Source organism: Jeotgalibacillus sp. JSM ZJ347, assembly GCF_044383825.1.
Classification (GTDB): domain Bacteria; phylum Bacillota; class Bacilli; order Bacillales; family Jeotgalibacillaceae; genus Jeotgalibacillus.
This window is the reverse complement of sequence record NZ_JBISEN010000001.1, coordinates 597,550-616,889: the sequence shown is the minus strand read 5'-3', so window position 1 is coordinate 616,889 and position 19,340 is coordinate 597,550. Positions and strand designations below refer to the sequence as shown.

Here is a 19,340-nt window from a genome sequence, read left to right as displayed (position 1 = left end):
GTTAAGATAATAATAATAAATGAATAGGTAAAGAGGTTCGCGACCATCCCTCTATAAAAAACTAGGCCAAATGCAGGGAAATACCTGCTTTTTTTAGTGAACTCGTGAACACTCTTACTTCTTTCATGACCAAATCATGAACAGGAGAGGAGCTTTTTTTATGGATAAAAATAAAGCAATCGTTGTTTTTAGTGGCGGACAGGATAGTACAACATGCCTGTTCTGGGCACTTGAAAAATTTGATGCTGTTGAAGCTGTGACATTTGCATATGGGCAGCGCCATGCTACTGAGATTGAGGCAGCAAAAGAAATTGCCAGCGATCTGAACATTAGACACCATATACTTGATATGAGTCTGCTGAATCAGCTGGCGCCGTCAGCACTGACAAGAGATGAAGAAATTACGGAAAAAGAAGGAGAGCTTCCTTCAACATTTGTTCCGGGACGAAACCTGATGTTTCTATCATTTGCATCAGTACTTGCTCATCAGGTGGAGGCAAAGCATATTGTAACAGGTGTTTGTGAGACAGATTTCAGTGGCTATCCTGATTGCCGGGATGCTTTTGTTAAATCACTGAATGTGTCAGTCAACTTATCAATGGATAAGGATTTTGTGTTCCATACACCTTTAATGTGGCTTGATAAAAAAGAAACGTGGGAACTTGCAGATCAGCTAAATCGTTTTGATTATGTAAGAAACCAGACGATTACTTGTTATAACGGTATAAAAGGTGATGGCTGCGGAGAATGTCCATCGTGTAAGTTACGCCTGAAAGGTATGAACGAATATCTAGCTGAGAAGGAGGAAATCAAATGATGCAGCAGATTTATCCCGCTCCAAACCATCATTATTCTTACGAATTAAACAAAGATTTTCACTTCTCAGCTGCTCATGCGATCCCTGCAGACGGTGCCGGCAAGTGCCGATTTGTGCATGGCCATACGTACTATGTAAATATTACAGTTGCAGGTGATGATCTTGATCATGCAGGTTTTCTGATTAATTTTAAAAAGATAAAGCAGCTTGTACACGACCGTTTTGATCATACATTATTAAATGACGATCAGATTTTCTCTGAAGATGATTCTGACCGTTTTCCTACAACAGAAGTCGTTGCAAGGTCTATCTGGGAGATTATAGAGGAGCACCTGCAGCAGACTGAAAATACACCAACATGCCTTCAAGTGTTTCTGCGTGAAACGCCAACGAGCTATGTACTGTACCGTCCGAAGAAAGAAGGTAACTTGTAAATGGAAAAGGCTAAAAAGAAGTTTCCGGTGCTTGAGATTTTCGGACCAACCGTACAGGGTGAAGGTATGGTGATTGGTCAGAAAACCATGTTTGTCAGGACTGCAGGGTGTGATTACAGCTGTTCGTGGTGTGATTCTGCTTTTACATGGGATGGCAGTGCAAAAGATGAAATCAAACGGATGACAGCTGAAGAGATTTATAATGAGTTAAAAGAAACCGGTAAAGATTTATTTAATCACGTGACGATATCTGGAGGAAATCCTGCGTTACTTAAGAACCTTGCCGAACTTATTGACCTTCTGCATGAAGAAGGAATCCAGGTTGCGCTTGAGACACAGGGAAGCATCTGGCAGGACTGGTTTTGGGATATAGATGATCTTACGCTTTCTCCCAAGCCGCCCAGCTCTAAGATGAAGCCGAACATGGGTATTCTTGATGATATTATTCTTAAACTTCGTGAAGGAAAGAATGATTACTCTCTTAAAGTAGTCATTTTTGATGAATTGGATCTTGCGTATGCTGAAGACCTTCACAAGCGTTATCCAGGCGTCCCTTTTTATCTTCAGGTGGGGAATGATCAGGTGCATGAAGAGAGAGACGAGCAATTAATTCCAAATCTGATATCCCGCTATGAATGGCTGATTGATCAGGTCATGGAAAACCCTCAACTGAATCAGGTACGTGTACTGCCTCAGCTGCACACTTATGTGTGGGGAAATAAAAGAGGGGTGTAGTCATTGATTACAGGTATCATCATTTGTCTAATCTCCAGTCTGTTATTCACATACCAAATGAGAAAAGACCATGTGAAACGTAATGTCATCATCTTATTCTTCGCACTTGGAGGAATGATTGCAGGCGTTTGGTTCATATTTGATGCGTTATTAATTAAAATGATTTAAAAAAGGAAGGTCGCGATCAGTCGCGGCCTTCCTTTTTCATTATTACCAGTGTTTTTCAATAAATTCATCTCTGCCCGATTGTGCTCTGTCTTTTTTATATGCTTCAGGTTCTTTTTTATAAAAATCCTGATGATAATCTTCAGCTGTATAGAATACTGAAGCCGGTTCAATTGGCGTAATAACAGGCTTCTTAAAACGCCCTGAATCAGCAAGTTCCTGTTTAGAATGTTCAGCTTTTTTCAGCTGTTCTTCATTGTGATAAAAAATCGTCGCACGATATGATGGCCCGCGGTCCTGGAACTGACCCTCATCATCAGTCGGATCTACCTGCTGCCAGTAAATTTCTAAAAGCTGTTCATAAGGAAACACTTCAGGATTAAATGTGATTTCTACTGCTTCACGGTGTCCCGATTCCCCTGATTTAACGTCTTCATAAGTTGGATTTTTAATATGTCCACCGGTATAACCCGAAACAACTTTTTCAATTCCATCAAACTGATCAAAGGGCTTAACCATGCACCAGAAGCATCCTCCTGCAAATGTCGCTTTTTCTAATTTCATCGTAAAACCTCCAATATTGAATAATTTATTTTACCATCACTAGATCAGATTTTCCCGAAATAAGGTTTGATTTTTTAAAAAAGAGGGTTTAAAGTGTAACGAATGATGCTTTCAAGGCGTCTATATGAATATCACAATATTAATAAGTGTTGAGACACTTAGGAGGAACTATGGAAACAAGAGTAAAACGAAGACATAAAAGAAAAAGAAAACTGAAAAAAGGCAAATTCCTGTTTACTTTATTTATTCTGTTTATCCTGGTCATTGCCGGGTACGCAGGCAGTCAGTATTGGATTGGCTATCAATCTTCTAAAGGTGCTGCGCCGGATTTAATACAGGGTGAGGATTTTCAACGGTCATCACCTGAAAATGGGAAAAGAAACATTCTATTAATCGGTGTTGACAGTAGAGGGGAAGAACAGTCAAGATCTGATACGATGATGATTGCACAGTGGGACCATGAAAGTGACACTATAAAACTTGTATCTTTAATGAGAGATATCTACACTGAAATACCTGGATATGGTCCATATAAATTAAATACTGCGTTTTATCTGGGTGGTCCTGAACTGCTCAGGCAGACAGTTGATCAAAACTTTGATATTCCGATCCATGATTATATGATTGTTGATTTTAAAGCATTTGAGACAGCTGTTGATACGATTGCGCCTGATGGTGTAGACATAAATGTCGAAAAAGCAATGTCTGAAAAAATCGGAGTTTCATTAGAACCAGGCGATCAGCAACTGAATGGACAAGAATTACTTGGCTACGCCCGCTTCAGAGCTGACAGTGAAGGTGATTTTGGACGGGTAAACAGGCAGCAGCAGGTGATTGAAGCGTTAATTGACCACACAGTGAGCATTACTTCTATTGCGAGGGCTCCAAAAACAATTGGTGCAGTACAGCCTTATTTACAAACTTCATTACCGGAGACTGCAAAACTGCGTCTGTTTTCGAGCGTTTTATTTAGCGGTGGTGGAGAAGTGGAAAGGTTAACAGTTCCGATCGAAGGATCTTATTCCACACCAACCTATGAAGGGGCAGGATCAGTGCTAGAACTCGACTGGGCAGTGAACCAGGAAGCAATTAAAGAATTTCTGAAATAATAAAAACGCAGCGCCTCAAATGATTGGGGGCTGCGTTTTTATCTATAATTTTTTCCTGCCGGTTATCAGGTTGTAGATGACTAAGATGACTGCAATAATTATTAGTACATGTATAATTCCACCAGCAATATCTAATAGCAGTCCAACTAACCAAACCACTACAAGAATAACAATAATCCACCATAATATTCTCATCATATGCCGTCACCCCTTTCTGTATAAGATTGGATACAGTCATTATTTACCCTAAGTAATCACTGTTAATCTGAATTATAAAAAAATATTGAAATTTGCTGGTTTGTGGAAGTTCGATCATACGTTCGCTATAATGGTTTTATATACATATAGAAAAGGATGAAGGATTATGAAAGGTGCATCACATGCACTTGTTGGCACAGCGATCGGGTTAAGTACAGCTGTTTATTATGATATGGAACCGGCAGCAACGGGACTTGCTATGCTTCTTGGGAGTACAGCCGCATTGGCGCCGGACCTTGATACTAATGGTAGACTGTCTAACAGAATATCTCTGCACCGCAAATGGCTTTGGTATACACTATCTGCGGTCGGAGTATTGATTGGGATCTACAGTCTCATTTCTCTGCAGGGCTTTTTCAAAGCAGGAGGGATCATAGCAGCTCTCACGCTGATTATTGCACCGAGATTTTTAATTAAACAGAGATTTATGGTGATGTTAACCGGACTTGCGATCGTTGGGATCGGCTGGTTTTATACAGAGTATTGGATAATTTACTTTGGGTTATTCACGACTGTCAGTTCATTTCTGCCGCACAGAGGCCTCACGCATTCAATTTGTGGTCTGCTCCTATTCTCTTACATTGCTCATACACTTGAAAACAGTTTGAGTATAGAAGGAATTACAGTTGTTTGTTTCCTGGCTTATTTAAGTCATCTAGTGCTTGATATGAAGGCACTCCCGTTTAATAAAAAAGGTGTAAAATGGTTTCTTCCGTTCTACAGCAGGGAGTTTTAACGTTTATAAATCTGGACAGCAGTGGTAAACTACTACCATAAACCGTTTCAGATATGATTGTCGGGGGTATGAAGATAAATACTCGCATGTTTAAAGGAGTTTGATTATGAAGTTGTCACAAGAAAAAAGAATTCAATTGCATGAATTTAACAATTTAACAAAGTCACTGAGTTTTAATATGTATGATGTATGCTATACGAAATCCAAGCAGGAACGTGAAGCGTACATTGCTTATATTGATGAGCAGTATAATGCAGACAGGCTTACAAAGATTTTAACGAACGTGGCTGATATCATTGGTGCGCATGTCCTTAACGTCGCAAAGCAGGATTATGTACCGCAGGGAGCCAGTGTGACGATTCTTGTCTCTGAAGGACCAATTGTGGAAGTACCAACTGAAAATTATGAAGAGTCACCTGGACCGCTGCCGTCTACAGCAGCACTTCATCTGGATAAAAGTCATATTACTGTACACACATATCCTGAATATCATCCGCATGAAGGAATCAGTACATTCAGAGCTGATATTGATGTATCAACCTGCGGAGAAATTTCACCGCTTAAAGCACTGAACTATCTGATTCATTCATTTGATACAGACATTATGACGATGGATTACAGAGTGCGCGGGTTCACACGGGATGTGGACGGGCACAAGTTATTTATTGACCATGATATTAATTCTATACAAAACTTTATCCCGACAGATATTAAAGAAGATTACGATATGATTGATGTGAACGTTTATCCGGAAAACATTTTTCACACGAAATGTAAGCTGAAGGATTTTGATTTGAATAACTATTTATTCGGTTATAAAAAAGATTCACTGACTGATGATGAAGCAACTGAAATCACTGACAAGCTGAAAATAGAGATGGATGAAATCTTTTACGGCAAAAATATGCGTGCACATCCAAGAGATCCGTCGAGAAATGAATAACCCGTGATCCACGGGTTATTTTTTTCATGAAGGGGGGACATGCTGATCTGACAGTTCATTATTTTTTATTTTCTAGTTTACATAATATATATTATAGGAAGTTGAGTTAAAATCACGTATTTGGTCTCACATCAAAAGTTTACTACTAATAGTGAGACGGGATAGAAAAATAAAAAGTGCGCCGGCACTTTTTATTTTGTTTCTTCATGTAATTTAGCAATTTTATATCGTCTCATTGCAATAAAACCATTAACAGCACTGATTAAAATTAAAAATACGCCAAGAGCAAAATCTTCATCGAGAAACCTTCTTATACTCCAGATGCCAAAAAATAAAGCAAATATGAGATTTAATGCAATCATTGCCGGCTGTACTCTCATCAAGCGCATTCACCCCTTTATTTTACAGTAAGCGCAGATAATCCTTTTTCAGCAATCAGCTGGTGGTATTTTTCTTCCAGTTGAATTAATCGCTCAATGGCGTTGTCTTCACTGATATTACCGGTTTTTATTTGAGTTTCCAGTTCGTTTCTGGCAAGAACTGCCGCGATCTGGTCTTCAAGGATCGAATTTTCATACGTTCTAAGATGCATGGACTCCTCTGATTCCATTAAAAGCGTCGGCATCAGCACCTCATCATTTTCTTCTATCAGGTCTTGGCTTTCAAATGCCTGATAATAGCCATACAGCTTCTGTTCCATTGCAATGAATGCCGGATCATGCTTTTCAGCTTCCTTCATGGAATGTTTAATCATGTCTGTAAGATAGACGGCTTTAATTAGCTCGCGGTACTCCTGCCTGGATAAATCAATTTTCATGGCTTGCTCCGTTATGCTGGACCAGATGCGTTTCACCGTTTTTCTGAACAATTTTCTTTTCTTTATAAAGTCTTCCGAGCGCCCGCTTGAAAGATGCTTTACTCATATTGAAAATCATTTTTATGTCTTCAGGGTTACTTTTATCTCCGAATGGCATGCTGCCGCCGCGACTGAGAAGGTAATTAAAGATCACTTCTGAGTCCTCATCCATTTTATCCTGTTTTCTTGGAAGTAATGATCCGTTTAGTGTGCCGTCGTCTTTTACTCCAATAATACGCACTGTGATATCCTGACCGAGGCGCGGTTCACTTTTACGCTCACTCTCATGAATAAAGCATCGATAGCCTTCTTCTGTTAATACAAATGTACCGACTCTCAGCAATCTGTATGGACGTCCCTTTAATTCTTTGTTATGAACATCATCATCTGCCCGTTCTGAAAGAACCTGAACAACCTCTTCAGTTGCAAGCCTTCCAAACATTTGCCCTGCAAGGTCTGTGCGAAGTGTGATGTATAAGTAGTCGCCTGCTTCCGGCCATACGTGTTTTACTGCAGGAAGGTCTTCCGGAAGAACGGTTACTTCTCTTGAAATGCCAATATCAAGTGCCGCTCCATCACGGTCATTTACTTTGATGACTTTTGCCCATCCGTAAACCCCTTTTTTAATTTCCGGAATGATTGTAGATGCTGTCAGTCTGCCTCTTCTGTCGGGATACACAAAAAACTCTCTTGTGTCTCCTTCGTTAATCTCCTCATGAATTTCTGAATCGTTTATCGGAATTTCTTCATCGCCTCTTAATAAATAAAAACCAAATGACGTTTTACTGCCCACTGTCAGTTTCTGAACGGTACCGCCAATAGATGTTTGTTCACTCATTTTATATGCCTCCTGAAATCATCAATAACTGATTAACTGTATCATAAAAATTGATGCTGTTACAGGTAAGTATAGCGTGCTTGACACTTTTTTAACAGAAAGAACGAAAAAACACCGGCAGAATATGCCGATGTTACTTAAAAACTGTATTCAGGATATTTTGTATGATCCGCTTTTGTTCTTCAAATAACGGAAGGAATTGTTTTTTCATGACTTCAAAGGCGTCCTTCCCCTGGTCTGTGAGCGTATACCAGTAAACTTTTTGCCTCTTACGTTCATGAGACTTATAATCTTCTTTTCGATGAAGCAGTCCTTCTTCTGCCATATCATGAAGCGCATCGAGCAATGTACTCGGTGCAGGCTCCCAGTTTCCGCCTATCTTTCTGAATTCAGCTTTAAAATGCTCACTGATCATACCGGAGTGCCTGATTGATAGTAAATGTAGTATGTAAAACTTGGTGAACTGTGATGCACTCATATTCAGCGCGAACTTTTTTGGGTTATGTTTACTCATATCATGTCTCCTCCTTTAAAGATAAATCTGTTTAAATACTGAAAAAGTGCCCTTTTTGCCATGTGCGATCATATGTTTGCTTTTATTATACAGGAAAAGCCTGCAGATTTGCAGGCTTTTCCAACTACTATAGAGCGCTATACCATTGTTTTGCGTCATTTACTTCTTCTTTAATCAGCTGATGCCCTCTGTTATACCATTTTGTTGTCACATTAGCTCCTGCTGCGTTTAACAGCTCTGTAAGATCAGTCGTTTCACTCGCAGGACAGATCGGATCATTTTCACCCGCTCCGATAAATACTTTTGTATCTGTTAGATCAGGTAAATCGTGATCTCTTAATGGAACCATCGGATGGTGCAGAATAGCCGCTTTTAAAGCGTCTTTATAATGGAAAAGCAGGCTTCCTGCAATGTTAGCCCCGTTCGAATAACCAATTGCAATCACATTGCTGCGGTCAAATTGATATTTATTTGCTGCTTCATCAATAAATTCATTCAGTTCTTTTGTGCGGAACTTCAAATCCTCTATATCGAATACACCTTCTCTCAGGCGCTTAAAGAATCTTGGCATGCCATTTTCACTTACATTACCGCGTACGCTTAATATGCTTGCTTCAGGGTCGATCATATCAGCAATTGGCAGCAGATCATGTTCTGTGCCTCCTGTCCCGTGTAATAGCAGTAATACCGGTTTACCTTCTTTACCTTCATGATAAATGTGATGCATCATTGATCTCCGCCTTTCAGTTATGTCATTTGCTTTATTCTATCTCAGACTTAAAGAAACTTTCAAATTTAAGAGTCTCGAATTAATTGTATCTCGTTTTACATTTCAATGAGGTCAAAGAAGTGATATAATGTGTTGATATGTTTTCTTGGAGGGATTATTAAATGATACAAGTATCAGATGTCAGTCTTCGCTTTGGAGACCGCAAGCTGTTTGAAGATGTAAATATTAAATTTAACCCGGGTAACTGCTATGGTTTAATTGGTGCGAACGGTGCCGGTAAATCAACATTCCTGAAAATTCTCTCAGGTGAGCTCGAAGCGCAGACAGGCCATGTGTCTATGGGTACTGATGAGCGTCTTGCTGTGCTGAAGCAGAACCATTTTGAATATGAAGAAGAAGAAGTAATGAATGTCGTGCTTATGGGACATACGCGCCTGTATGAAGTCATGCAGGAAAAAAATGCGATCTATATGAAAGAAGATTTTTCTGATGAAGATGGCATTAAAGCTGCTGAACTTGAAGGTGAGTTCGGTGAGATGAACGGCTGGGAAGCTGAATCTGATGCTGCGATCTTACTTCAGGGACTTGGACTGGGAGAAGACTATTTCAACAAGAAAATGTCTGAACTGACAGGCTCTGAAAAAATTAAAGTGCTGCTTGCACAGGCCCTGTTTGGCAAGCCGGATGTTCTTTTACTAGATGAGCCGACTAACGGCCTTGATATCCAGGCAATCCAGTGGCTTGAAGACTTCCTGATTAATTTCGAGAACACTGTCATCGTTGTCTCGCATGACCGTCACTTCCTGAATACAGTATGTACGCATATTGCAGACCTTGATTTCAGTAAGATTCAGATCTATGTAGGTAACTACGATTTCTGGTATGAATCAAGTCAGCTTGCACAAAGACTTGTTTCTGATCAAAACCGTAAGAAGGAAGAAAAAATTAAAGAACTTCAGGCTTTCGTAGCGAGATTCAGTGCAAATGCTTCTAAATCAAAACAGGCAACATCCCGTAAGAAAATGCTTGAAAAAATTACACTTGATGATATTAAACCGTCTTCACGTAAATATCCTTTCGTGCAATTCGAATTAGAGCGTGAAATCGGTAATGATGTACTGCAGGTTAAAGACATCTCTAAAACAATTGATGGCGTTAAAGTACTTGATAACGTCAGCTTTACAATGAATAAAAATGATAAAATCGCACTTGCTGGTACTGATGAAATTGCTAAAACAACACTGATGCGTATTCTGATGGGCGAAATTGAACCTGACAGCGGCAGCTTCAAGTGGGGCGTGACAACGACACAATCGTATTTTCCTCATGATAACTCTTCATATTTTGAAGGTCAGGAATCAGACCTTGTTGACTGGTTAAGACAATACAGTCCTGAGGATGAAAGTGAAACGTTCCTGAGAGGCTTCCTAGGACGTATGCTATTCTCCGGTGAAGAAGTGAAGAAGAAGCCAGCTGTCCTTTCAGGTGGAGAAAAAGTACGCTGTATGCTGTCTCGTATGATGCTTAAAAAGGCCAATGTGCTTCTGTTGGACGAGCCGACAAATCACCTTGACCTGGAGTCAATCACTGCACTTAACAACGGCTTAATTAATTATAAAGGTGCAATGATCTTCACATCACATGACCATCAGTTCGTTCAGACAATTGCAAATCGCATTATTGATATTACAGATGGTAAAATCACTGATAAGCAGCTTACGTATGATGAGTTTCTTGAGTGGAATAAAGAACAGGTTTCATCTTAATAGAAAATCCTGCCGGACGCCCGGCAGGATTATTATTTTTGAAATTTTTTAAGCAAAGCAGGTAATGTACCTTTTTTAAGTACTTTATCTGACAGTCCCGCAATTTTATTAATGACTTTAATGCCATCTTCGTCACCAGCCCAGTGATCTCTTATAATTTCCGGTGACAGGCTGTTTACGATGGTCTGTAACACAAATGATGCGACAACCAGATCGTCTATGTATCCACCCGGTCCGATCAAACCTTCAGGAATCAGATCAAACGGTAAAACAAAATAGCTGATCGCACCTGCGACCATCGCTTTATCTTTTCCAGAAACTCTTTTATCTCTTACTACCTGAATCAACAGATAAAAAACGTCAGGTGCAAAAAGCAGGTATTTCGCATATTGATGATTTTTACCGGTTTTACTTTTTAAAAAGTCATCCATTTTATTTCTCAGACGAAAATAGAAGTTTTCCTGTTCTTTACGTGTTTGCTGCTCCATCGCTTAATCCTCCTTTATAATGGCTTCCGGTTAATATGTACACCGGCTTAGTCTTAATGATAAGACAGCCGGCATGTAAATTACCACCAATAAGGTTTCTTATGCTGATCCTCTTTTGTTTTTTCATTCCGCTCAGCTTTTTTCTTCTGAAATTCCCAAAATGAATCAAATGGGTGCGGCTTTGAAGATTTAACAGGTTCTCTTTCTTTCATCTTAATCCCTCCTTGTCGTCAGCATATGCTTGTGTCCCGCTTTCTGTATAGGTCACACACATAGCCTTGCAAAAAGGTGTGTAAAACGAAAAAAACCGCTCTCAGTTAAGAGAACGGTTTTATATCAACAATTACAGTTTTACAACGTTAGCTGCTTGTGGTCCACGGTTACCTTCAACCACTTCGAACTCAACCTGCTGGCCTTCGTCAAGTGATTTGAAGCCTTCGCCTGTGATAGCTGAGAAGTGTACGAATACGTCGTTTTCTCCTTCAACTTCGATGAAGCCAAAACCTTTTTCTGCGTTAAACCATTTTACTGTACCAGTTTTCATAATGAAAAACCTCCAAAAAATAAATTGACAATATGCAAACTTACCGAAATAGAAAAATTCACATATTACAAAAAGTACCGTGCTTTCCGATCACTCTTTGTAATATGTGAATCTTGTCATGCAGGTATCATTGCTTATTGACTTGTTACCCTCATTATACAGCGTTTAAAGTGAATGTCAAATTAATTAGTCAATATTTTGCTAAAAATTATTTGATGTGCAATTGGTGCTTCTCCCTCAGTTCAGGCGGCGCCATTTTGACTGCAAGCTGCAGCATAAATGTTGTAAAAGCTATATCATCAGTAATCCCTACTAAAAAGAGATAATCAGGGATGATATCTGCCGGAATGACTGCATATGCCGCAATTAATCCCCCGGTAAGCAGCTTCTTCCCGGGGTGCACAGCAGATGAAGTAAAGAAATCTTTAATAAACGGCAATGACTTTCTGAAATGAAACACAAACTGAATTCTTTTAATGAATTTCATACAATCAATCCTTTCGCTTGATAATTTTGTTAGCATAATATAACTCTGTAGGTTATGATAATGTCAATTATACATATAGATGGAGGGAAACGTATTGAGTGAATTAGCAAAGTCAAAATGGTTTCGTTTTGGTTTTGGCTTGATTACCATTTTAATCATTATTTATTTATTATCCTTAGTAGAGTTTATCTTTACCCCGATTGTCATTATCGTGACAACGCTGTTTGCGCCGATCGCAATTGCAGGCGTACTTTATTATCTTTTGAGGCCGATTGTCAATTTTGCGTCTAAATACTTACCGCGAGGCATTTCGATTCTGCTGATTTACCTTGCCGGGATCGGATTAATTGTAGGCCTGTTCTTTTTAATCGGACCACCGTTATCCAGACAGTTTAACTCACTGGTGGATAATATCCCTTCAATATTTAATGAATTATCTTCTGTGGCAATGAATATGATTCAGTCTGACTGGTTTAAAAATCTTCAGGCACAGCAGGATTTTTCCATACAGGATATTACGGACCGGGTAGCGAGTACATTGCAGGGATCACTTGACGCAATCGGGTCAAACCTGATGTCAATTATCGGTGTGATCACGAATATTGCAATCGTGCTTGTCACAATCCCGTTTGTTTTATTTTATATGCTGAAAGATGGTCAGAAGCTTCCTGAACAGTTTCTCCGCTTTACACCGGAAGAATTCCGTCCTGAAGGCAGAAAAGTTCTTCAGGATATGGATGTAGCTTTAAGCTCTTATATTCAGGGCCAGCTGATTGTCAGCTTTTGTGTGGGCGTGCTTCTTTATATCGGATACCTGATTATCGGTCTTGAGTATACGATTGTTCTCGCATTAGTTGCAATGCTTACGAATGTCATTCCTTTTGTAGGTCCTTTTATTGGCACAATCCCTGCAGTAGTTGTTGGATTCATTGATTCACCCCTTACTGCACTTTTTGTCATTCTTGTTGTGATCGCTGCACAGCAGATTGAAAGTAACCTGATCTCACCTCAGGTAATGGGGAAAAAACTTCAGGTACACCCGCTGACAATTATATTCTTATTGTTAGTAGCCGGAAGCTTTGGTGGTTTATTAGGTCTAATCATGGCTGTACCAACTTACGCTGTCGGCAAAGCGATTATTGTGAATGCATATAGATTTATCACAATCCGGAAGCGCTATGATGACCAGCGGATGAAAAAAAGTAAAATGGTATAAAAAAGAGGCCTGCATGTCAGGCCTCTTTTTCTGTTGCAAAGATTTTTTCAAAAAACTGCTTTTCTTTTTCTGTCATATCCTCTTTTGTATAAGGCGCATCCGGTGAAAATAAAATAAAGCCGTGATAGACCTGTAAGTCCTCATCGCAGTCATCACAGAAAAAATATTCATCTTCATTCCAGAACGCTGCCTGATTGCCCCTCTTTACACGAACATGTTTATACCTCATCAGGTTTTCATCCATTTTATCTCTGTAAAAATCAAATGCTTTTTGTTTTGAATCAAATGTCCACTCATCCACAATGTCAGATTCCCAACCTTCTAGGAACCACCATGGTTCTGCATCGCTTTTCAACTGTACGATCCGCCACAAAAGCAGCACCACCTTTCTTTCATGTGCTGCTTTTAAGTGTACTGAACCTTGTCTGGAAATGAAACGGATCTGCTCACTCTTTTACACATTTACCATTTCAATATCTGTTCCCTGTTCAGATTCTTCCTGCGTTAAAGGATCGATAATTTTTAACACTAAAGAATAGTGTTCAGCTTCCTGATTCAGCTTATAAAGGATTCGTTTGCCGTGCCTCTGCTCCGTAATTAATTTCGCAGTTTTAAGTTTTTTAATGTGCTGGCTGACAAGAGGCTGGCTGATACCAAATAATTGAACAAATTCTGACACCGTCCACTCTTCTTCAGCCATCTTCTGCGCCATAATTAACCTTGTGCGATCCCCAAACAAGCGATAAATATCAGCTAACTCATGTGAGTAATCATCGTGTTGACTCATTGTCTGCCCCTCGCTTCCAAAAAAATAAACCAAATGGCTCATATATAGTACGTTCGGATTATATTATACCTCCAACAAATAAAAAATACTACTCTCTTTGGAATTTATTTCGTTTTAAATAGTCTTTAAGTCTAAAAAAAATTTCAATAATTGCATTGCTTGCTTCCTTTTCCTGAATGATAGACAATATAAAAAAGGATATTTGAAACTTATTACTGCTTACAATCGTAATAAATAATATAAGTCCTGATAAGGAGAAGATGGATATGAAACAAGTATTGAATTTTATAACCCGTCTTGGTATATCACTTCCGATTGGAACAATCACCTGGATCACAGCCATCTTTATAATGAATGTTTCATTCTGGCCTTCACTGCTTGCCGGTGTTGCCGGAGGAGTCATTCCATTTTATACAATCAAATGGTTTCAAAAGCGTTCTCTGTTGAAGTCATACGGCTTAACAAAAAGAGAATATGAGTATATTCAATCAAACTTGAAAGAAGCTCAGAAGAAGATTTCACGCCTGCAGGGAAAACAACTGCAAATCCGTTCAATCTCAGCAATGAGACAGTTAAATGATATGATTAAGTTTTCAAGACGTATCTTTACCATCGTGAAAAAAGATCCAAAGCGTTTTTACACATCCGAAAGATTTTTCTTTTATCATTTGGATAGCGCTGTGGAACTGACAGAAAAATATACCATGCTTGTGACTCAGCCGGTGAAAGATAAGGAAATACTGGTATCACTGGAGGATACAAGACAAACATTGCATGAATTAAACCGTTCTCTTGAAGAGGATCTGATGAAGGTTTTATCAAATGATCTTGATACGCTGAGAATAGAGCTTGATATGGCAAAAAATACACTAGAGCAAAAATAACGGGAGGTTGTATTGATGGAAGAGAAACAGCAGGTCAAAGTAGAAGAAAGATCGTCAAAACTTGATGATCTTCTGGCAAATCCTTTTGGTGAAAATGAACTGACAAAAGCAGAAAGCGGGACAAGCCAGGTAACGTCTAATAAAATGGCAGATGTTTTGTCTGAAGAAGACCGAAAACAGGCCGAAGCCTTATCAAAACAAATTGATCCTTCAGATCATCAGTCAATCCTTCAGTATGGAACCGCTGCACAATCGAAGCTTTCTAATTTCTCACACGCGATGCTTGATCATGTTCAGAGAAAAGATGTCGGTCCAATTGGTGATATCTTAAAGGAATTGATGAACCGTCTTGAACAGATTGACCCTGACGAACTGTCTGATCAGAAGAAAAACGTGATTTCTAAATTGTTCAGCCGTGTAAACCGGTCAGTAAATGAAATTCTTTCAAAGTATCAAAAGGTTGGTGCCCAGGTAGACAGAATAAGCGTGAGACTCGATCATTCCAAAAAGTCACTGTTAGATGACATCCATATGCTCGATCAGCTATACAATGAAAATAAAGAATATTTTCAGGCATTAAATATTTATATTGCAGCAGCTGAAATGAAGCGTGATGACCTTGAACATCATGTGATCCCTGCCCTGCGCAGTAAAGCAAAAAAAAGCAGTGATCAGATGGCGTATCAGGAAGTCAATGATATGATGCAATTCTTAGACAGGCTTGATAAGCGTATTCACGATCTGCAGTTAAGCAGACAAATTACAATACAGAGTGCGCCGCAGATTAGAATGATTCAAAATATTAATCAGGCATTAGCTGAAAAAATTCAGGCATCGATCCTGACTGCGATTCCACTCTGGAAAAATCAGATTGCTATTGCGCTTACGCTATTCAGACAGCAGCGGGCTGTTGAAGCGCAAAAGCAGGTAACGAAAACAACAAATGACTTATTACTTAAGAATTCTGAGATGCTGAAAACAAACAGTATTGAAACTGCTAAAGAAAATGAAAGAGGGATTGTCGATATTGAGACGCTGAAAACAACGCAGTCTAACCTTGTTACTACCCTGGAGGAAACACTGCGCATTCAGGAAGAAGGACGTCAGAAGCGTCGTCAGGCCGAAGGGGAAATTCAGGCAATGGAAGCTGAACTCAAGCAGCAGCTATTACAATTAAAAAATAATCGTTCATAAGAAAAACCGCTGTGTCAGTGATACACAGCGGTTTTACATTTTTCTCAACCAGTCAGTTGATTTGCGTTTCGCATTTTTCCATTGGTTTCTGTTTACTTTTTCATTGTGACGGCTGTACTCTTCAAGTCGTGCCAGATGGGTTGTATTCATTCTGGGTTCATCTCCTCTTTTTTTGATACTCTTATTGTAGTCAAAAAAAGTGTTCAGGAAACGGATACACAGCATGATTTTAACTCCGTCCCGGGGATGAAATCCGACTCAGCCCTATATACTTTTATGAAGCAGTCTCTTCAATAAAGGAAATAATACATCCGGGAGTTCATCTATATTTTGTACAAATAAACTGAAGCGCCCGTAAATATTCTGAATGACTTCTTTCTGGCTTTCCGGTATTTCTGAAGTTGACAGGAATACATTCATGACCTCAATGCCACGCTTTCTGGCTTCAAGTACTGCATCATGTGTATCTACAATGCCATTTTGCTCATAATCTGCAGCAGCCGGCTCTCCATCAGAAAAAACGAGCAGAAACTTTTGTTTCTCTGTTCTCTTCTCAAGTCTTTCAGTCATATGTCTGATGGCATATCCATCACGGTTATCCTCTTCAGGTTCGAGCTGCATGATTGCAGCACCATCCTTCTGGTACAGACTATCATCAAAAGAAATCACGGTTTTAAAATGATTTGGCTGACCTTTTTGCCCTGCTTTAGGTGCATTTTCCCAAAATCCAGTAATCTCATGTGGTACCTGTACAGATTTTAACGCTTCATGAAACAATACCAGGCCTTTTTTTGTTTCATTCATTTTATCAAACATTGAAGCCGAGCAATCGAGAAGCAGTTCAAACACAGCATCTACCTTAGGTGACTCTTCATCTTTTTTATAAAACACCCTTGGTTTCTCATCTGTAAAATATGGCATTAGATTTTTGCTGAGTCTTCCTTTTACCAGGTGAGTACGCGGGCTTGTTTTTTTATAATCCAGCGTTTTTTCAATCACTTTTTTTAACTTTTTCTGATAAAGTAATATCTCTTTTTTATATTGTACATAAAGCGCTTTTTCTTCTTCTTTAACCGGATTGGTTAATTCAAAAATAGGAAAGGCGTGTTCATTTTCTTTCCCATACTTAGAACTTCCTAATTCCTCGTTATTCTCGGATTTCCGGTCGACTTCCTGCTGATCAAAGTCCTGACGGCGGGATTTTTGTGAGCTTCCCTGAACGCTTGCAAGTGCCTGCTCCTGATCATCACCTTCTCTGGCAGCCTCAGTATCGATAGAAGTTTTCGTACCTGATTCCAATTCGAATTGTAAAAAGGATTCACCTTTTTCTTCAGACTCTCTGTGCCAGGCTTTGAACTCTTCATCTTCTACTTCTTCATCCCCGCTCGGTCCTTTTTCCTCTGTATCATCATTAATCAGTTCATCTTTTCTTTTCAGATCGTCAAACGTTAAACCCTCAGCCCAGTGATCAATTGTCTTTTCAGGAAGGTGAAAGTACTCATTCAGCATATCTTTTCTTAAAAGCTCATCTACCACTTCACACAGAGCTGTGCAAATTTTAACAGAATCAGCTGTAGATTTTGTTTCATGGGTTTTTTCGATCTGCTGTGTGATAAAGGGCTTTGCGCGATTAAGGTCGGGATGTATGTGCGGCCATTCATCAATCGGCGCATCGGCAAAAATCAGAAGATAGATCAGGTTGTAAAAAGCATCTGTTGTAACTCCTTTAACCTGATGAACATTCAGTTGTGATTCGAAATATTTTGCATATACAGACCGCCTGGTAGCAAACGCTTTTTTCGTACCCGGTCTGTTCTTTTTAGTGATTTCCTCGAGCCTTGCATCTTCAATCAGCATAAATAATTGTTTTGCAAAAGAAGGATGCTCGAGCGAGTGTGTGTACTTGATAAACTTCTGAATAAGTTTTGGATCTGAATGCTTAAATGCACCTTCAGCTCTCAAAAATACGTCTGTAATAAGCCCATGCCATTCTTCAGTTTCTGACCTGTGATCCCAAAAATGGCTGACAAACAGCGTCTGATTTGCAACGTCAATGTAATTCATCGGGCTGTATTCAACGTTCATCTCTTTTTCCTGCGTCAGCGTCTTCGCAAGGTCAATTAACTGCATTAACCTGTAGGAGTTAATCTGTTCATCATTAAATTGAATAAACCGCTGCATCTAATCACCTCACTCAAAGATCGTGTCAGCGATATTTTTAACTGCTGCTTTTTCCCTGTCATCCTCAAGTTTGTCAATAATGCCCCTCTGGATCGCTCTTTTAGGCGGCATATAGATAGACAGATCACATGTATCAAGCAAAGCTCTGATTGAAGCCGCTTCTTCTGATACCTGTCCATTTTGTACCTGTGTGAACAGATCAGCTGAAAGCGTGACAAACTGATCAATCATACGCTCATCTTTCAATGCACTTTGATCAAGTAATACTGACTTTAACGTATCACCTTTAATATAAGGCACATCTACCACGATAAATCTGTTTTTCAACGCTTCATTTAATGGGACTGTGCCAATATATCCTTCGTTAATGGCAGCCACCACTTTAAAGCCATCAGCAGCAGTAATCACTTCATTGGTAAACGGGTTTGTAATGGTGCGACGGTAATCGAGCACGCCATTTAAGATTGGCAGTGTTTCAGGTTTAGCCATATTTATTTCATCAATATATAGGATATGCCCCTTTTTCATCGCCTGAATCACAGGCCCTTCAACAAACGTGATGACAGACTGTCCATCAACCTGTTCAATCGTTTTAAATCCAAGCATTGCTTCGGCATCAAGATCAACTGAGCAATTGATGCTGAACATCGGCTGCTGAAAAGTATGACTCACACTTTCAGCAAGCTTTGTTTTTCCTGAACCCGTAGGTCCTTTTAACAATATATTTTTCTGCAATGATAATCCGATCAATACATCATGAAAAACTGCCGGTTCTTCAGCAGTGTATCCACCCGACCCGATTCTTCCTCTCGGATCAGCCTCACCTTTAGAAGTGTTTTCAACTAACTCTTTTATTTTGTCAGGTAAATTGTATAATTCCATTTCAATCATCCTTTACTAGTGCGTCAATGATTTATTGTACCGTTCTTTTAAGGCAATATTCAACTCCTGGGGTAAGACCCGACATCCTGGTGGTATTTTGTCACTTTTGTCTTAATCCGCACATTTGTGATATTCATTCTTTTTATAGGTGCAGTAGTCAATAACGTTGAAGAAGCTGATAAAGAAAACAGGCCTTCTCCTGAGGAAGTAAA

The 19,340-nt window shown here is 39.4% G+C and carries 26 protein-coding genes and 1 riboswitch; of the genes, 11 read left to right on the top strand and 15 right to left on the bottom strand.

Translation table 11 applies throughout. From position 1 onward, the window contains the following. The first annotated feature begins 26 nt into the window (after positions 1 to 26). Positions 27 to 71, top strand: a riboswitch (PreQ1 riboswitch). A gap of 89 nt (positions 72 to 160) precedes the next feature. The 4 genes from queC to ACH6CZ_RS03195 are packed head-to-tail and all read left to right on the top strand — an operon-like array spanning position 161 to position 2,154. After that, positions 161 to 817 carry a 7-cyano-7-deazaguanine synthase QueC gene (gene queC, locus ACH6CZ_RS03210; protein ID WP_374095975.1) on the top strand — a complete coding sequence of 219 codons (657 nt, stop codon included), beginning with the start codon at positions 161 to 163 and terminating at the stop codon, positions 815 to 817. Then, positions 814 to 1,251, top strand: a complete 438-nt coding sequence (gene queD / locus ACH6CZ_RS03205) for a 6-carboxytetrahydropterin synthase QueD (protein WP_374095974.1) — start codon at positions 814 to 816, stop codon at positions 1,249 to 1,251. The genes queC and queD overlap by 4 nt, the downstream gene beginning before the upstream one ends. Next, positions 1,252 to 1,986 carry a 7-carboxy-7-deazaguanine synthase QueE gene (queE, locus tag ACH6CZ_RS03200; protein WP_374095973.1) on the top strand — a complete coding sequence of 245 codons (735 nt, stop codon included), beginning with the start codon at positions 1,252 to 1,254 and terminating at the stop codon, positions 1,984 to 1,986. 3 nt (positions 1,987 to 1,989) lie between these two features. After that, positions 1,990 to 2,154 carry a hypothetical protein gene (locus ACH6CZ_RS03195; RefSeq protein ID WP_374095972.1) on the top strand — a complete coding sequence of 55 codons (165 nt, stop codon included), beginning with the start codon at positions 1,990 to 1,992 and terminating at the stop codon, positions 2,152 to 2,154. Between the two features lie 42 nt (positions 2,155 to 2,196). Here the strand turns inward: ACH6CZ_RS03195 and msrA are convergent, their stop codons facing one another. Continuing rightward, on the bottom strand, positions 2,197 to 2,715 hold the full coding sequence (gene msrA, locus ACH6CZ_RS03190) for a peptide-methionine (S)-S-oxide reductase MsrA (RefSeq protein ID WP_374095971.1): 519 nt from the start codon (positions 2,713 to 2,715) through the stop codon (positions 2,197 to 2,199). 170 nt (positions 2,716 to 2,885) lie between these two features. On the opposite strand from msrA, the gene ACH6CZ_RS03185 reads away from it, so the two are divergent. After that, positions 2,886 to 3,824 carry an LCP family protein gene (locus ACH6CZ_RS03185; RefSeq protein ID WP_374095970.1) on the top strand — a complete coding sequence of 313 codons (939 nt, stop codon included), beginning with the start codon at positions 2,886 to 2,888 and terminating at the stop codon, positions 3,822 to 3,824. Between the two features lie 42 nt (positions 3,825 to 3,866). On the opposite strand, the gene ACH6CZ_RS03180 is transcribed toward ACH6CZ_RS03185, so the two are convergent. Continuing rightward, the gene (locus tag ACH6CZ_RS03180; RefSeq protein WP_374096507.1) at positions 3,867 to 4,019 is read right to left on the bottom strand and encodes a lmo0937 family membrane protein; all 153 of its coding nucleotides are present in this window, start codon (positions 4,017 to 4,019) and stop codon (positions 3,867 to 3,869) included. 169 nt (positions 4,020 to 4,188) lie between these two features. Here ACH6CZ_RS03180 and ACH6CZ_RS03175 point away from each other — a divergent pair, with 169 nt between their 5' ends. Together ACH6CZ_RS03175 and speD are read left to right on the top strand one after the other, a co-directional pair. Then, positions 4,189 to 4,818: a metal-dependent hydrolase gene (locus ACH6CZ_RS03175; protein WP_374095969.1), complete on the top strand. Its 630-nt coding sequence runs from the start codon at positions 4,189 to 4,191 to the stop codon at positions 4,816 to 4,818. A 106-nt stretch (positions 4,819 to 4,924) separates the two neighbouring features. Beyond that, positions 4,925 to 5,761 carry an adenosylmethionine decarboxylase gene (speD, locus tag ACH6CZ_RS03170; RefSeq protein WP_374095968.1) on the top strand — a complete coding sequence of 279 codons (837 nt, stop codon included), beginning with the start codon at positions 4,925 to 4,927 and terminating at the stop codon, positions 5,759 to 5,761. 191 nt (positions 5,762 to 5,952) lie between these two features. On the opposite strand, the gene ACH6CZ_RS03165 is transcribed toward speD, so the two are convergent. From ACH6CZ_RS03165 to ACH6CZ_RS03145, 5 genes are all read right to left on the bottom strand, one after another. Then, positions 5,953 to 6,144, bottom strand: a complete 192-nt coding sequence (locus ACH6CZ_RS03165; RefSeq protein WP_374095967.1) for a hypothetical protein — start codon at positions 6,142 to 6,144, stop codon at positions 5,953 to 5,955. Positions 6,145 to 6,158: 14 nt separating this feature from the next. Beyond that, positions 6,159 to 6,578 (bottom strand): hypothetical protein, encoded by a 420-nt coding sequence (locus tag ACH6CZ_RS03160; RefSeq protein WP_374095966.1) that lies wholly within the window; start codon positions 6,576 to 6,578, stop codon positions 6,159 to 6,161. After that, positions 6,568 to 7,455, bottom strand: a complete 888-nt coding sequence (locus ACH6CZ_RS03155; RefSeq protein ID WP_374095965.1) for a CvfB family protein — start codon at positions 7,453 to 7,455, stop codon at positions 6,568 to 6,570. The genes ACH6CZ_RS03160 and ACH6CZ_RS03155 overlap by 11 nt, the downstream gene beginning before the upstream one ends. A 133-nt stretch (positions 7,456 to 7,588) precedes the next feature. Continuing rightward, a complete protein-coding gene (locus ACH6CZ_RS03150; RefSeq protein WP_322420885.1) occupies positions 7,589 to 7,969 on the bottom strand; it encodes a PadR family transcriptional regulator in 381 nt (126 codons plus the stop codon). Between the two features lie 127 nt (positions 7,970 to 8,096). Further along, positions 8,097 to 8,699, bottom strand: a complete 603-nt coding sequence (locus tag ACH6CZ_RS03145; RefSeq protein ID WP_374095964.1) for an alpha/beta hydrolase — start codon at positions 8,697 to 8,699, stop codon at positions 8,097 to 8,099. Between the two features lie 161 nt (positions 8,700 to 8,860). Between ACH6CZ_RS03145 and ACH6CZ_RS03140 the strand changes: the two genes are divergently transcribed. Then, on the top strand, positions 8,861 to 10,465 hold the full coding sequence (locus ACH6CZ_RS03140) for an ABC-F family ATP-binding cassette domain-containing protein (protein WP_374095963.1): 1,605 nt from the start codon (positions 8,861 to 8,863) through the stop codon (positions 10,463 to 10,465). 32 nt (positions 10,466 to 10,497) lie between these two features. Here ACH6CZ_RS03140 and ACH6CZ_RS03135 read toward each other — a convergent pair whose 3' ends face one another. The 4 genes from ACH6CZ_RS03135 to ACH6CZ_RS03120 all read right to left on the bottom strand — a co-directional run bounded on the left by ACH6CZ_RS03135 (position 10,498) and on the right by ACH6CZ_RS03120 (position 11,984). Beyond that, a complete protein-coding gene (locus ACH6CZ_RS03135) occupies positions 10,498 to 10,953 on the bottom strand; it encodes a YkvA family protein (protein WP_374095962.1) in 456 nt (151 codons plus the stop codon). A gap of 80 nt (positions 10,954 to 11,033) precedes the next feature. After that, entirely contained in the window at positions 11,034 to 11,165 is a 132-nt protein-coding gene (locus ACH6CZ_RS03130) for a hypothetical protein (protein ID WP_374095961.1), read from the bottom strand. A 131-nt stretch (positions 11,166 to 11,296) separates the two neighbouring features. Continuing rightward, entirely contained in the window at positions 11,297 to 11,497 is a 201-nt protein-coding gene (locus ACH6CZ_RS03125; protein WP_039809180.1) for a cold-shock protein, read from the bottom strand. Positions 11,498 to 11,705: 208 nt separating this feature from the next. Next, complete coding sequence (locus tag ACH6CZ_RS03120) at positions 11,706 to 11,984, bottom strand: YkvA family protein (RefSeq protein ID WP_374095960.1); 279 nt, start codon at positions 11,982 to 11,984, stop codon at positions 11,706 to 11,708. A gap of 94 nt (positions 11,985 to 12,078) precedes the next feature. On the opposite strand from ACH6CZ_RS03120, the gene ACH6CZ_RS03115 reads away from it, so the two are divergent. Next, positions 12,079 to 13,200, top strand: coding sequence for an AI-2E family transporter (locus ACH6CZ_RS03115; RefSeq protein ID WP_374095959.1), 1,122 nt, complete (start codon positions 12,079 to 12,081; stop codon positions 13,198 to 13,200). Between the two features lie 16 nt (positions 13,201 to 13,216). On the opposite strand, the gene ACH6CZ_RS03110 is transcribed toward ACH6CZ_RS03115, so the two are convergent. Next, positions 13,217 to 13,573: a DUF1033 family protein gene (locus tag ACH6CZ_RS03110; RefSeq protein ID WP_374095958.1), complete on the bottom strand. Its 357-nt coding sequence runs from the start codon at positions 13,571 to 13,573 to the stop codon at positions 13,217 to 13,219. Positions 13,574 to 13,654: 81 nt separating this feature from the next. Next, entirely contained in the window at positions 13,655 to 13,987 is a 333-nt protein-coding gene (locus ACH6CZ_RS03105; protein ID WP_374095957.1) for an ArsR/SmtB family transcription factor, read from the bottom strand. Between the two features lie 266 nt (positions 13,988 to 14,253). Between ACH6CZ_RS03105 and ACH6CZ_RS03100 the strand changes: the two genes are divergently transcribed. Both ACH6CZ_RS03100 and ACH6CZ_RS03095 read left to right on the top strand, forming a co-directional pair. Beyond that, positions 14,254 to 14,871, top strand: a complete 618-nt coding sequence (locus ACH6CZ_RS03100) for a 5-bromo-4-chloroindolyl phosphate hydrolysis family protein (protein ID WP_374095956.1) — start codon at positions 14,254 to 14,256, stop codon at positions 14,869 to 14,871. A 15-nt stretch (positions 14,872 to 14,886) separates the two neighbouring features. After that, positions 14,887 to 16,065, top strand: coding sequence for a toxic anion resistance protein (locus tag ACH6CZ_RS03095; RefSeq protein WP_374095955.1), 1,179 nt, complete (start codon positions 14,887 to 14,889; stop codon positions 16,063 to 16,065). Between the two features lie 264 nt (positions 16,066 to 16,329). Here the strand turns inward: ACH6CZ_RS03095 and ACH6CZ_RS03090 are convergent, their stop codons facing one another. Both ACH6CZ_RS03090 and ACH6CZ_RS03085 read right to left on the bottom strand, forming a co-directional pair. Continuing rightward, positions 16,330 to 18,246, bottom strand: a complete 1,917-nt coding sequence (locus ACH6CZ_RS03090; RefSeq protein WP_374095954.1) for a vWA domain-containing protein — start codon at positions 18,244 to 18,246, stop codon at positions 16,330 to 16,332. 9 nt (positions 18,247 to 18,255) lie between these two features. Then, the gene (locus ACH6CZ_RS03085) at positions 18,256 to 19,128 is read right to left on the bottom strand and encodes an ATP-binding protein (protein ID WP_374095953.1); all 873 of its coding nucleotides are present in this window, start codon (positions 19,126 to 19,128) and stop codon (positions 18,256 to 18,258) included. Positions 19,129 to 19,340 lie beyond the last annotated feature (212 nt).